Genomic DNA, 12,943 nt, shown 5'->3' on the forward strand with positions numbered 1-12,943 from the left:
AGCCGGCGCGCCCTGCATGGAGAAGAGAGACACACCGATGAGCAGTACGCAGAGCTATGTCCACGGCGCATCCGAGAAACAACTGATCGGCCAGACCATCGGCCGCTTCTTCGACGAGGCCTGCGCCCGTCACGCCGAGCGCGAGGCGCTGGTCGTGCGCCACCAGAACGTGCGCCTGACCTATGCGCAGCTGAAGAGCAAGGTCGACGCGCTCGCCTGCGGGTTGATGCGTCTCGGCCTGGAACCGGGCGAGCGCATCGGCATCTGGTCGCAGAACACCATGGAGTGGGCGCTGACCCAGTTCGCCACCGCCAAGGCCGGCCTGGTGCTGGTGAACATCAACCCCGCCTATCGCCGCTCCGAGCTCGAATACGCGCTCAACAAGGTCGGCTGTCGCGCGCTGGTGCTGTCGCCGGCGTTCAAGACCAGCAACTACCTCGAGATGATCGCCGACCTCGCGCCCGAGCTCGGCCACTGCGAACCCGGCCTGTTGCGCAGCCACCGCCTGCCATCGCTCGAGATGGTGATCCGCATGGGGGCGGGCGCCTCGCCCGGCATGCTCAGCTTCGAAGAACTGCTGCAGGCGCCGACGCGCGACGAACTGGCTGCGCTCGAGGCGCGGTCCGACAGGCTGCAGTTCGACGATCCGATCAACATCCAGTTCACCTCCGGCACCACCGGTCACCCCAAGGGCGCGACGCTCTCGCACCACAACATCCTCAACAACGGCTACTTCGTCGGCGAGGCGATCAAGCTGGTGCCGGGCGACCGCCTGTGCATCCCGGTACCGCTCTATCACTGCTTCGGCATGGTGATGGGCAACCTCGGCTGCCTGACCCACGGCGCCACCATGGTCTACCCGGCCGAGGCCTTCGAGCCGCTGGCGGTGCTGGAGACGGTGGCGCAGGAAAAATGCACCGGCCTCTACGGCGTGCCGACCATGTTCATCGCTGCGCTCGACCATCCGCGTTTCGCCGACTTCGATCTTTCCAGCCTGCGCACCGGCATCATGGCCGGCAGCCCGTGCCCGATCGAGGTCATGAAGCGGGTGATCGGCAAGATGAACATGGCCGAGGTGACGATCGCCTACGGCATGACCGAGACCTCGCCGGTGAGCTTCCAGAGCGGCACCGACGACCCCATCGACCGCCGTGTGTCGACGGTCGGCCGCGTCCAGCCGCATCTGGAAGTGAAGATCGTCGACAACGAGGGCCGCATCGTGCCCCGCGGTCAGGCGGGCGAGCTGTGCACCCGCGGCTACTCGGTGATGCTCGGCTACTGGAACGACGAGACCAAGACCCGGGAGGCGATCGACGCCGGCGGCTGGATGCATACGGGCGACCTCGCGGTGATCGACGACGAGGGCTACTGCAACATCGTCGGCCGCATCAAGGACATGGTGATCCGCGGCGGCGAGAACATCTATCCGCGCGAGATCGAGGAGTTCCTCTACGCCCATCCCAAGGTGCTCGACGTCCAGGTGGTCGGTATCCCCGACCAGAAGTTCGGCGAGGAGCTGTGCGCCTGGATCATCGTGCGCGAGGGCGAGGGCCTTTCTGAAGACGAGGTGCGTGCCTATTGCCAGGGGCAAATCGCGCACTACAAGATTCCGCGCTACATCCGCTTCGTCGACAGCTTCCCGATGACCGTGACCGGCAAGATCCAGAAGTTCCAGATCCGCCAGAAAATGAAGGAAGAGCTGGGGCTGGACGAGGCGCAGACCGCCTGACATCGAGGACGCATCCATGACCACATCCAAGTTGCCCGCCGCCGTCCGCATCGTCGAGATGGGGCCGCGCGATGGCCTGCAGAACGAGAAGCAGCTCGTTTCCACCGACACCAAGGTCGAGCTCGTGCGCCGCCTCGAGCGCGCCGGGCTGAAGGCGATCGAGACCACGTCCTTCGTGTCGCCCAAGTGGGTGCCGCAGATGGGCGACAACAGCGAGGTGCTGACCCGCGTGCTTGCGGCTGCCGCACCCGGCGTCGCCTATCCGGTGCTGACGCCCAACCTGAAGGGCTTCGAGGCCGCGCTGGCGGCCGGGGCACGGGAGGTCGCGGTGTTTGGCGCCGCCTCCGAGTCCTTCAGCCAGAAGAACATCAACTGCTCGATCGCCGAGTCGCTCGAGCGCTTCCGCCCCGTCACCGAGGCGGCGCACGCGGCGGGCGTGAAGGTGCGCGGCTATGTCTCCTGCGTGGTCGGCTGCCCCTACGAGGGGGCGGTGGCGCCACAGGCGGTGGCGGACGTGGCGGCGACGCTGATGGAGATGGGCTGCTACGAGGTCTCGCTGGGCGACACCATCGGCGTCGGCACCCCGGCAGGCATCGTCCGCATGCTGGAGGCGGTGGCGAAGCGCGTGCCGGTGGAGAAGCTCGCCGGTCACTACCACGACACCTACGGCATGGCGGTGGCCAACGTCTTTGCTTCGCTGCAGATGGGCGTGGCGGTGTTCGATGCCTCGGTCGGTGGTCTGGGCGGCTGTCCCTACGCCGCCGGGGCATCGGGGAACGTTGCCACCGAGGACGTGGTCTGGTTGCTCAACGGGCTCGGCATCGAGACGGGCATCGATCTCGATGCCCTGGTCGACACCGCGGCCTGGATCAGCGCCCAGCTCGACCGCGAACCCGCCTCACGCGTGGCGCGCGCGGTATTGGCCAAGCGCGCCAAGGCCGCCAGCGCCTGAATGGGCCGCCTCGCGGCGGACTCGTTCATAATCGGGGCTTCGCAATCGAGACGGTGCGCACGGATGTGCCGTCCACGCCCCTGCAGAGACTGTCGCAATGAGTATTCCTTCCCCCTGTACCAACATCTGCCGCATGAGCCCGGACACGGGCTGGTGCGAGGGCTGCCAACGCACGATCGAGGAGATCACGCGCTGGAGCCAGACCAACGACGACGACCGTCGCACCATCCTGGCCGCGGTCGCCGAGCGTCGCGAATGGCTGGCCGAAGCCAGCGGCGCGGAGACGCGGGCATGAGCGGTGATGCGCTGTGTGTCGGCGTGTGCATGATCGACTGGGATTCGGGCGTGTGCCTGGGCTGCGGACGCACGGCTGACGAGATCAACGGTGTGCCGGTGGCGCCGCCGTCCGACGCCTTGCTGCCCACCGCCGGGCAGTCCGCCGTGCTGCCGCCCAATGTCGCCGCGCAGGTCGGGGAGGGCAGCGATTGACAGCGCGTCCCCGCCTGCCCGATACCGTGCAGGTCTTCGAACGTGGCTGGCTGTCGGCCAACAACGTGCTGCTGTTCGACGGCGGCGAGGCGACGCTGGTCGACAGCGGCTATGTCACGCATGCGGGGCAGACGGTGGCGCTGGTCGGTGCCGCGCTCGACGGTCGCAGGCTCGGCCGGCTGATCAACACCCACTCGCATTCCGACCACATCGGCGGCAACGCCAGCGTGCAGCGCGCCTTCGGCTGCACGATCACGGTGCCGGCCGGCATGGCACAGGCCGTGCGGCATTGGGACGAGGCGGCGCTGCTGCTGTCCACCGCCGCGCAGCATGGCGAACGCTTCGAGGCCGACGGCACGCTTGCCCCCGGCGACCGCTTCGTCGCCGGCGAACTCGAATGGCAGGCCATCGCCGCGCCCGGCCACGACATGGACGCGCTCGCCTATTACAACGCCGAGCACCGCATCCTGATGTCCGGCGATGCGCTGTGGCGCGACGGCTTCGGCATCCTCTTCGCCGATGTGCTCGGCACCGGCGATGGTCTGGGCGAGGCACGGCGTACGCTGGAAGGCATCGGCCGGCTCGCGGTGGATAGGGTCATACCGGGCCACGGCGCGCCCTTCACCGAGTTCGACGACGCCCTCGAGCGTGCCTTCGCCCGCCTGCAGGCCTTCGAGGCCGACGGCGCCCGGATGGCGCGCAATGCCATCCGCGCCTGCATCACCTTCAAGCTGCTGGATGTGCGCAGCATCGCGCTGGACGACCTGCCGCGCCATCTCGACGAGACGCCGCTGTACCGCGAGGCGAACCGCCGCTTCCTCGGCCTCGACGCCGACGCGCTGGCGGGCTGGCTGGTGAAGGAGCTCGAACGCGCCGGGGTGGCGCGGCGCGAGCATGGCCTGCTGGTCGCGAGCTGAGTCGGGTGATGCGCCCGCAGAGTCGGTTTTTCGGGGTGCGCGGGCGGCGGTGCTCGGTGCGTCCGGCACACAGGCGGTCGTTGCGGGCCCGGTCATGCTTGCACGCCTGATTCACGCCGAACGCCCCGAAGCGTTGCAGTGCGGCCTGCGCTGGCTTTACAGCTTCGTGCGCCCGCAGCGACGCCGCATCGCCGGCCTGCTGCTGCTGTCGTTCGCCGCCACCCTGCTGGTGCTGCTGCAGCCCTGGCTGACGAAGCTGCTGATCGACGACGGTCTGCTGGCGCGCGACTACCGCACGCTGCTGCTGGTCGCCGGCGCCATGATCGTTGCCGGCATCGCGAGCACCGTGCTCGGCGGGGTCAACCGCCAACTGCACACGCGGCTTTCCGGCACGATCCTTTTTGCGCTGCGCAGCGACCTCTACCGTCACCTGCAGACGCTGTCGCCCGCCTTCTACGGCCGCCAGCGCATGGGCGATCTGCTGTCGCGCCTTGACGGCGACGTCGCCGAGATCCAGCGTTTTGCGGTCGACAGCCTGTTCGCAGCGGTGAGCAGCGTCATCGGGCTGATTGGGGCGGTGGCGCTGATGTTGAGCCTGTCGTGGAAGCTGTCGCTGCTGGTGCTGGTGCTGGTGCCGCTCGAAACCCTTTGGCTGCGCTGGATGCGGCGCAAGGTCGAGACGCGTACGCGCACCGTTCGCGAACGCGCGGCAGACGTGTCGAGCTTCCTGGTCGAGACCCTGCCGGCGATGAAGTTCATCCAGGCCTCGCGGCGCGAGGCCGACGAGCGCAGCCGCCTCGACGGGCTCGGCGCGCGTTACCTCGACGACCTGCTGCGCCTGCAGCGCACCGAGTTCATGACCCATGCGATCCCGTCCACGCTGACCTCGCTGACGCGTGCTGCCGCGTTCATGATCGGCGGCTTGTGGGTCATCGAAGGCAGCTGGCAACTCGGTGCCCTCATCGCATTCTCGACCTACCTGGGCATGGCCACCGGGCCGGTCAACAGCCTGCTGGGGCTCTACGTCGCGATCCAGCGCATGAGCGTGAGCCTGATGCGGGTCAGCGAGCTGCGCGAGGCCGCGGCGGATGTCGTGGAGCGCGCCGATCCGGCCTTGGCGCAGTCGGCCGTGCCGGCGTGGCGAGGGCAGATCGAGCTCGAGGGTGTCGTCTTCCTCCACCAGGGGCGCGGCGAGGCGGTACTCGACGGCGCCCGGCTGACGATCCCGGCCGGCAGCAAGCTGGCGCTCACCGGTGCGTCGGGCGTCGGCAAGTCCACGCTGATCGACCTCCTGCACCGCCATTACGACCCTCAGGCCGGCAGCATCCGTCTCGACGGCACCGACCTGCGCGAGATCCCGCTCGGCGAACTGCGCCGCGCGGTGGCCGTCGTGAGCCAGGACATCGTGCTGTTCCGCGGCACGCTCGCCGAGAACATCCGCTACGCCGCGCCGCAGGCGGACGACGAGGCGGTGCGTGCGGCGGCGCGGCGGGCACATCTGGATGCGCTCGTTGCCAGCCTGCCGCAGGGCCTGGATACGCCGCTGGGCGAGCGCGGGCAGCAGCTCTCCGGCGGCCAGCGCCAGCGCATCGCGATTGCGCGTGCGTTGTTGCAGGACCCCTGCGTGCTGGTGATGGACGAGGCGACCTCGGCGGTCGACGAGGCGACCGAGGCGGCGATCATTGCCGAGGTCGATGCGCTCTTCGCCGGGCGGACCCGCATTCTGATCAGCCATCGCGCGGCGACGCTCGCGGGCTGTGATGTGCGCGTGCGGCTCGCGAGCGGACGGCTCGAGGTGCTGCCGCTGCCCGCGGAGATGATGTAGCGATGGCGCTGCGGGTCGCGGTGGTCGACAGCGGCTGCTCGGCGGTGCATGCGCCGCGGGTGCGGGCGGCTGCTGCCTTCGTCATCGGTGATGGCGGCCTGGACGAGGTGCCGGTCATCGAGGATGTGCTCGGCCATGGCAGCCGCGTGGCGGACATCCTGCTGCACGGTGCGCCGCAGGCCGAGCTGCTGGTTGCCCAGGTGTTCCGCGAACGCCTGACGACGACCGCGGCGCAGGTGGCGGCGGCGATCGACTGGGCGGTGGCGAACGGTGCCCAGCTCGTCAACCTCAGCCTGGGCCTGCGCGAACCCCGGCCGGCGCTGGCCGAGGCCTGCGCGCGTGCCGTGGCGGCCGGCGTCGTACTGTGCGCGGCGGCGCCCGCGCGCGGCCAGGCGGTGTATCCGGCGGCTTTCGCGGGCGTTCTGCGGGTGAGCGGCGATGCGCGTTGCGCACCCGGCGAGCTCGCAGCGATCGGCTCTGCCGAGATCGATTTCGGTGCTCATGTGCGGCCGCTCGGTGGCAGCCTCACCGGCGCAGGCGCGAGCATGGCCTGCGCCTGGCTCAGCGGTCTTGCGGCGCAGTACCTGGCCAGTGGCGGTGGCGTGGAAACGCTGCGCGACTGGCTGGAGGAAAAGGCGTGCCACCGCGGCGTGGACGACCCGAGGAGAAGACAGCATGGCGACTGAAGGCATCGTCATCATCGGCGCCGGGCCTGCCGGCGCGGCTGCCGCGATCGGACTGGCGCGGATGGGCGAACCCGTGGTGCTGGTGGGTGAGCCGCGCCGCTTTGCCGCGGTCGAGGGCACGTCGGTGCGTGTCATCGATGCGCTGCGCGGCTTGGGCCTGCGGCAGGCGCTTCAGGCCTTGGCGCCACCCTCGCCGCGACGGGCGGTCTGGAACGGCCGCTATACCGAGGCCAACCAGGAAAGTCTGGTGGACCGCGAGCGCTTCGATCGCGGCCTGCTCGACGATCTCGAACGCCTCGGCGTGAAACTCGTGCGTGGCCGGGTGACGGCGCTGCATTCCGCCCCCGGTCTGCACGAACTCGAGATCGACACCGACGCTGGCCGGCGTACGCTGGCGGCGGACTTCCTGGTCGAGGCACGCGGGCGCGCGGCGCCCGGGGGCGGTGCGCCGCGGCTGCGGGGTGTGGAAACGGTGTCCCTGCTGCAGTACTGGCGGGGGCCGGCGGGCGAGGCGGGTTCGGCCGTGACGGGCGTCGAGGACGGCTGGATGTGGATGGCTGCGCTGGCCGACGGCCGGCGTTACCTGCAGCTGACCATCGATGTTGCCAGCGCCTCCCTGCCGCCCAAGCGTGCGCTGGGCGATTATTGCAGCGCGCGGTTTCGCGCGGTCGAGGCGGCGACGCCCTTCCTGCGCGACGCGGAGCCGGTCGGCGAGCCGTACGCCCGCACCAGCACCGCGGTGCTCAATGAAGTGGTGGCGGGCGATGACTGGATTCGCGTCGGCGATGCGGCAATGGCGGTCGATCCGCTGTCGGGCAACGGCATCTTTCAGGCTTTGTCGTCCGCGCTGCAGGCGCCAGCGGTGGTCGCCACCCTGCGCCACGACCCGCACCGCGCCGCGCTCGCGCGGCAGTTCCACAGTCGGCGGATCGAGCACCTGTTCCATCGCTTTGCCCGCATCGGGCGCGACTTCTACGCGCAGGAACTGCGCTGGCCGCAGGCGCCGTTCTGGGCCGCGCGCCGCGGCTGGCCGGACGCCCAGCCTCTTCACGCCACGGTGACGCCCGAGACCGTTCGCGTCGCGCGCGGGCCCGTGGTGTGCGAGGGGCGGATCGTCGAGGCAGATGTGGTGGTGACGCCCGATCAGCCGCTTGGTGTGTGGCAGGTCGACGGTCTGGCGGTGGCGCCCATACTTGCCGCCTTGCGCGCGGAGGAAGGCTCTGCGCGCGACAAGGTCCGGGGCGAGGCGGTGCTCTGCGCGCGTTTCGGACTCGAGCCTGCGCGTGCAGCGGGCTTGCTGGCCTGGATGCGGGCTCAGAACTGGCTGATTTGAGCGCTGCCTGCGCGATTCTTGTCTTCGAAGCAGCGGGCGTGTTGCCGATTTCGGCTAATGGTTCCAGCAAAAAAATTTATTTAAGCGAGTGGTGGGCCCGTTCAGCCCGCACGCCTGAGCGTGTCCGACGGTAGCTCGCCGAACATCGTCTTGTACTCGGCGGAAAAGTGCGACAGGTGCCAGAAGCCCCAGCGCGCGGCGACGTCGGCGACGGTGCTGCGGCCGTTGGGGGGGGGCGCCTTCAGCGCGCGGCGCACCGCATTCAGGCGGATCGCACGCAGGAACTTGACCGGGTTGAGATCGAGCACGTCCTGAAAGCTGTACTGCAGGGTGCGGCGCGAGACGCCGAGCTCGATGCACAGGTCCGCGACCGTGATCGGTTCGTCGATATGGGCTTCCATGTAGGCGCGGGCTCGTGCCACCACCAGCTGGCGGGCACTGCACGAGGGTGCGGTAGCCTGCACGCTCCCTGAGGACAGCGTATCGAGCAGCGTGGCGAACAGCGCCTGCTCCATCGCCTTGCGCATCTGCGGGTGCACAAGCAGCTCGGGCGTGGCCCGCAGGCTGGACATCATGGTCGCCAGCAGCTGGCCGAGCGCTGCAAGCCGTTCCGGCGTGGCGGGCGCCATCTTGCGCCCGGCGAGTTCGGTCTCGATGTTGCGGTGGTCCACCTGCTGCGCGTACGCGTCGAGCGCCACGGCGTCGGCGGTGCAGGCGACGATCTCCAGGCGGCGCGGGGTACGGAAGTCGAGCTCGTCGTCGCTACCCAGCGTCAGCATGGAGTGCGCGTCATAAACCTCGCCGCCGAACCAGCCCGTCCCCTCGATCATGACCGGGACGGCGAAGGTGCGCGAGCCACGCCACGCCTCGCCCGCCTGATGCACCGACTGGTTCAGCCCCTCGCGGAACAGTTGCACCTTGCCGAAGCAGAACTCCTCGAACACGCCGGCGAATACCCCTGCGCTGAGCTGGTCGTAACGCTGCTGCCAGTTGGTCAGGCAGGCGGCGTGCTCGTCGGCATCGAGCGTGTCACGCAAGGTGTAAGCATACGGAGCGCGTCGCGAATCCTGAGCATCCGTGCTCATTGCCCGCACCTCCTCGGCGCGTGCCGGTTGGCGTTGGCGAACATGTCTCTTCCTCTCTCGACCGTCGAGCGATCGTGCTTGTCGTTATGTGTGTTCCTGCCTGCGTTCGCGGTGCATCTGTTGCGCCGTCCGCTGAAGCAGTCGCTTTAAAGGATGGCACGGTGCCGGGCGGTTCTGCAACCTTGGGTGCCGCTTCGTGCATCGCCGCCGCTTGCCGTTTTCGGATAACGCTTGCGTCACCTGTGCTCCTACGATTTGTCCGCCTCCTGCATCAGCCGGGAACAGACCCGGCGTGTGGAGGCAAAGCCAGCAGCTGTGCAGGCCCTCGCAGAAGGGCTGGTAGCGGACTCGCGTGACCTTGCGGTGGCGTGAGGAGGAGACAGGATCGGATCGCCCGTTGCGAACGGTGTCCGTTGTCGCCCTCGGACTGCGCAGCGCTGCGGTGTTCTCCTCAAACGGGTCGGCTTGGCCGGCCCGCCGGGGGGATGCTTCATCAAAGGATATGAAGAGGAGATCCGGTCTTGAAAATCAGAACCCTTGCCACTGCCCTGAGCAGCATGGCTGTGATTGGCATCTCGCTGGCGCCCCCCCAGGCGCACGCCTCGGCTGAAGCGCTGATCCGCGCAAAGTGCTTGCCCTGTCACACCGAAAGCGACGACGGCATCAGCCGTATCAGCCAACAGCGCAAGACGCCTGAAGGCTGGCTGATGTCGGTGGCGCGCATGCAGATCGTCCATGGCCTGAAGATCACCGACGAGGAGCGCCGTACGGTGGTCAAGTATCTGGCCGACACCCGGGGCCTGGCGCCGTCGGAGACCGCCGGTGCGCGTTATGCGATGGAACGCCGCCTCAACACCATGGAGGCCTTCGAGTCCGAGCAGTTCACCCAGATGTGCGCGCGCTGCCATACCGGCGCGCGCGTGCTCCTGCAGCGCCGCCCCGCATCCGAGTGGGAGCATCTGGTGCATTTTCACCTCGGCCAGTACCCCACCGCGGAGTATCAGGCCCTGGGGCGCGACCGCGACTGGCTGGGCATCGCGTTGAAGGAGATGGTGCCGGAGCTGGCGAGCAAGCTGCCGCTGGAGTCGGAAGCCTGGAAGCAGTGGCAGGCGCACGCGCCGCAGGCGGTGAAGGGCGAGTGGAGCATGAGCGGCCACATGAGCGGCCGTGGCGGCTTCTCGGGCGTGATGAAGGTCGCGGCGGGCAAGGGCAAGGACCGCTACACGCTTGCCTTTGACGGTCGCTGGGACGACGGCAGGCCGATGCAGGGCAAGGGACAGGCGCTGATCTACACCGGCTACGAGTGGCGCGGTGACCTGGTGGTGGATGGCACGCCAATGCGCCAGGTATTCGCAGTGGAAGACGGTGTGATGCGCGGCCGCATGTTCATGCGTGATCAGGATGAGGTCGGCGCCGACGTGGTCGCCAGCCTGCAAGGGGCCGGCAACAGCCGCGTGCTGGCGGTGCATCCTTCGTACCTGAAGGCGGGCGAGAGCGCCGAGCTGCGCATCGTCGGTTCCGGCCTGGCGGGCGACGTGACGCTGCCCGCGGGCGTGAAGCTGATCGACACGGTCAAGCGCTCCGCGACCGAGGTGGTGGTTCGCGTGCAGGCCGATGGCGCGGCGCGCGGCGTGCACCCGGTGGCGGTCGGCAAGGTTTCGGGTGGCGCGCTGGCGCTGTACGACAGCGTGGCCGCGGTGAAGGTGCTGCCCGCGTTCGCGGTCGCCCGCATTGGCGGCAACGGGACGCCGACGGCCAAGGTCGAGGCGCGCTTCGATGCCGAGGCGTGGGCGGCTGGCGCCGACGGCAAGGCCGGCACCGAGGACGATTTCCGCATCGGCGTGATGCCGGCGAAGTGGTCGGTGGAGCCCTTCAACGAGGTGGCGGCACATGATCAGGACGTCAAGTTCGCCGGCCTGATGGATGCCGCGAGCGGCGTATTCGTGCCCGGAGACGCTGGTCCCAACCCGGCACGCCGCATGTCGGCGAGCAACGTGGGCAACCTCAAGGTGGTGGCCGAGGTGGAGCAGGGGGGCGAAAGGCTGCGGGGCGAAGGCCAGGTCATCGTGGCGCCGCCGCGCTGGAACAACCCGCCGCTGCCCTGATCGGTGGTGCGCTTCGTTCCGGCAGGCGCGGCCTGCCCTCCGCAATCCCGACACCGAAGGAGGCTCCCATGGGTGCCGTCTTGAATCTGGTGCAGAACAACCTGCACGAGCTGCGCGTCGATGAAACGCGCATGCTGTTCCACATCCCGAGCAGTTCGCTGTTCGCGCTCGACCCGCTGACTGCGGCGCTGATCGATCGCATCCGTCGTCAGAGCCTGACCGCCGAGGCGCTGATCGACGGCCTGCGCACCGAGTTCGACGCCGACGAGGTGGCCGAGGCGATTCGCGAGCTGGTGGCCCTCGAACTGGTCGACGACGGTCGTCCGGCCGGCGCCACTGCGCTCGCGCACACCTTCGAGCGTTTCCCGCTCACCACGGTGGTGCTCAACGTCAACACGGGCTGCAACCTGAGCTGCACCTACTGCTACAAGGAAGATCTCGACAAGCCCTCGGCGGGCCGCAAGATGGCCTTCGAGACCGCACGCGACGCGATCGAGATGATGCTGCGCGAGTCGCCCGACGAACCGCGCTACACCGTCGTCTTCTTCGGCGGCGAGCCGCTCAGCAACCTGCCGCTGATCAAGGACGTGGTGGCGTACTGCGAGACGCGCTTCCCCGAGCTCGGCAAGCAGGTCGATTTCGTCATGACGACGAACGCCACGCTGCTTGCAGACGACACGATCGACTGGCTCAACGCCCACCGCTTCGGCCTGTCGATCAGCATCGACGGTCCCAAGGCGATCCATGACCGCAACCGGCTCACGGTCGGCGGTCAGGGCACCTACGAGACCGTGCGGCGCAAGGCCGAGCGCCTGCTGTCGCGCTACAGCGCGCGGCCGGTGGGTGCGCGCGTCACGCTGACCCACGGCACCACCGAGGTCGAGCGCATCTGGGACCACCTGTTCAACGAGCTCGGCTTTGCCGAAGTCGGCTTCGCGCCGGTGACCTCCGGCGACATCAGCACCTTCAACCTGACGGGTGAGGAGCTGGTCGAGGTCTTCGCCGGACTCAAGCGGCTTGGTCAGCGTTACCTGGAGGCGGCGCTGGAGGGGCGCAACATCGGCTTCTCCAACATGCACCAGCTGATCACCGACCTGCATGAAGGCCACAAGAAGGCGCTGCCCTGCGGTGCCGGGCTGAAGATGCTGGCGGTCGATCACAAGGGCGAACTGAACCTGTGCCACCGCTTCACCGGCTCCACGCTGCCGACCTTCGGCGACGTGAAGAACGGCATCAAGCGCGAGCAGCTCGGCGACTTCCTGTCCCAGCGCCTGGACCGCACGGATACCGGCTGCGCGAGCTGCCGCATCCGCAACCTGTGCTCGGGCGGCTGCTACCACGAGAGCTACGCGCGCTACGGCGATCCGGCACATCCCACCTATCACTACTGCGATCTGATGCGGGACTGGGTGGACTTCGGCATCGAGGTCTACAGCCGCATCATGGCCGGCAACCCGGCCTTCATCGAACAGCACATTTCCCCGAGGAGGGCGTCATGAAGCATCTCAAGGCGATCAACAACAAGGCGCGACTGCTGGACAAGGCGGTCGCAGAGGACCGGGTCGAGGAAGTGGTGGCGATGAGCGCCATCGCCGGCTGCACGGCGACGGTGGACCCGGGCTGGGAAGTGGACGCCTTCGGCGGCGTGGCTTCGCTGTGCCAGCCGATGGAGTCGGATCTCTATGGCTGCGCCGATCCGTGCTGGTGGCCGGCCCAGGTGCCGGACGTGATGAACACCTACCCGGACTGGAACAAGGACGCTGCCAACACCCGCGAGGACTGGCGCAATCTCGGCTCGGTCTTCCCGGGCGACAAGCTGTGA

The 12,943-nt window shown here is 68.6% G+C and carries 12 protein-coding genes; 11 read left to right on the forward strand and 1 reads right to left on the reverse strand.

Going from position 1 to position 12,943, the window contains the following annotated elements; translation table 11 throughout:
• Positions 1–37 precede the first annotated feature (37 nt).
• From AC731_RS17130 to qhpG, 8 genes are all read left to right on the forward strand, one after another.
• Complete coding sequence (locus tag AC731_RS17130) at positions 38–1,729, forward strand: AMP-binding protein (RefSeq protein ID WP_048707947.1); 1,692 nt, start codon at positions 38–40, stop codon at positions 1,727–1,729.
• Between the two features lie 16 nt (positions 1,730–1,745).
• On the forward strand, positions 1,746–2,681 hold the full coding sequence (locus AC731_RS17135) for a hydroxymethylglutaryl-CoA lyase (RefSeq protein ID WP_048707949.1): 936 nt from the start codon (positions 1,746–1,748) through the stop codon (positions 2,679–2,681).
• A 97-nt stretch (positions 2,682–2,778) separates the two neighbouring features.
• Complete coding sequence (locus AC731_RS19690; RefSeq protein WP_082794363.1) at positions 2,779–2,976, forward strand: DUF1289 domain-containing protein; 198 nt, start codon at positions 2,779–2,781, stop codon at positions 2,974–2,976.
• Positions 2,973–3,170: a DUF1289 domain-containing protein gene (locus tag AC731_RS17140; RefSeq protein ID WP_048707952.1), complete on the forward strand. Its 198-nt coding sequence runs from the start codon at positions 2,973–2,975 to the stop codon at positions 3,168–3,170. The genes AC731_RS19690 and AC731_RS17140 overlap by 4 nt, the downstream gene beginning before the upstream one ends.
• Positions 3,167–4,087 (forward strand): MBL fold metallo-hydrolase, encoded by a 921-nt coding sequence (locus AC731_RS17145; RefSeq protein ID WP_048707954.1) that lies wholly within the window; start codon positions 3,167–3,169, stop codon positions 4,085–4,087. Before AC731_RS17140 ends, AC731_RS17145 begins: the two co-directional genes overlap by 4 nt.
• A gap of 94 nt (positions 4,088–4,181) precedes the next feature.
• Complete coding sequence (locus AC731_RS17150; protein ID WP_048710305.1) at positions 4,182–5,912, forward strand: ABC transporter ATP-binding protein; 1,731 nt, start codon at positions 4,182–4,184, stop codon at positions 5,910–5,912.
• Between the two features lie 2 nt (positions 5,913–5,914).
• The gene (gene qhpE, locus AC731_RS17155; RefSeq protein WP_048707956.1) at positions 5,915–6,598 is read left to right on the forward strand and encodes a subtilisin-like serine protease QhpE; all 684 of its coding nucleotides are present in this window, start codon (positions 5,915–5,917) and stop codon (positions 6,596–6,598) included.
• The gene (gene qhpG / locus AC731_RS17160) at positions 6,588–7,931 is read left to right on the forward strand and encodes a flavin-dependent monooxygenase QhpG (RefSeq protein WP_048707959.1); all 1,344 of its coding nucleotides are present in this window, start codon (positions 6,588–6,590) and stop codon (positions 7,929–7,931) included. The genes qhpE and qhpG overlap by 11 nt, the downstream gene beginning before the upstream one ends.
• 101 nt (positions 7,932–8,032) lie before the next feature.
• Here the strand turns inward: qhpG and AC731_RS17165 are convergent, their stop codons facing one another.
• Positions 8,033–9,016 carry a helix-turn-helix domain-containing protein gene (locus AC731_RS17165; protein WP_048707962.1) on the reverse strand — a complete coding sequence of 328 codons (984 nt, stop codon included), beginning with the start codon at positions 9,014–9,016 and terminating at the stop codon, positions 8,033–8,035.
• 521 nt (positions 9,017–9,537) lie between these two features.
• Here AC731_RS17165 and peaA point away from each other — a divergent pair.
• The 3 genes from peaA (at position 9,538) to qhpC (ending at position 12,943) form a co-directional block, all read left to right on the forward strand.
• Positions 9,538–11,121, forward strand: a complete 1,584-nt coding sequence (gene peaA, locus AC731_RS17170; RefSeq protein WP_048707965.1) for a quinohemoprotein amine dehydrogenase subunit alpha — start codon at positions 9,538–9,540, stop codon at positions 11,119–11,121.
• 68 nt (positions 11,122–11,189) lie between these two features.
• A complete protein-coding gene (gene peaB, locus AC731_RS17175) occupies positions 11,190–12,620 on the forward strand; it encodes a quinohemoprotein amine dehydrogenase maturation protein (protein WP_004253573.1) in 1,431 nt (476 codons plus the stop codon).
• Positions 12,617–12,943 carry a quinohemoprotein amine dehydrogenase subunit gamma gene (gene qhpC, locus AC731_RS17180; RefSeq protein ID WP_004253576.1) on the forward strand — a complete coding sequence of 109 codons (327 nt, stop codon included), beginning with the start codon at positions 12,617–12,619 and terminating at the stop codon, positions 12,941–12,943. The genes peaB and qhpC overlap by 4 nt, the downstream gene beginning before the upstream one ends.

The sequence above is a fragment of the Thauera humireducens genome, from assembly GCF_001051995.2.
Taxonomy (GTDB): domain Bacteria; phylum Pseudomonadota; class Gammaproteobacteria; order Burkholderiales; family Rhodocyclaceae; genus Thauera; species Thauera humireducens.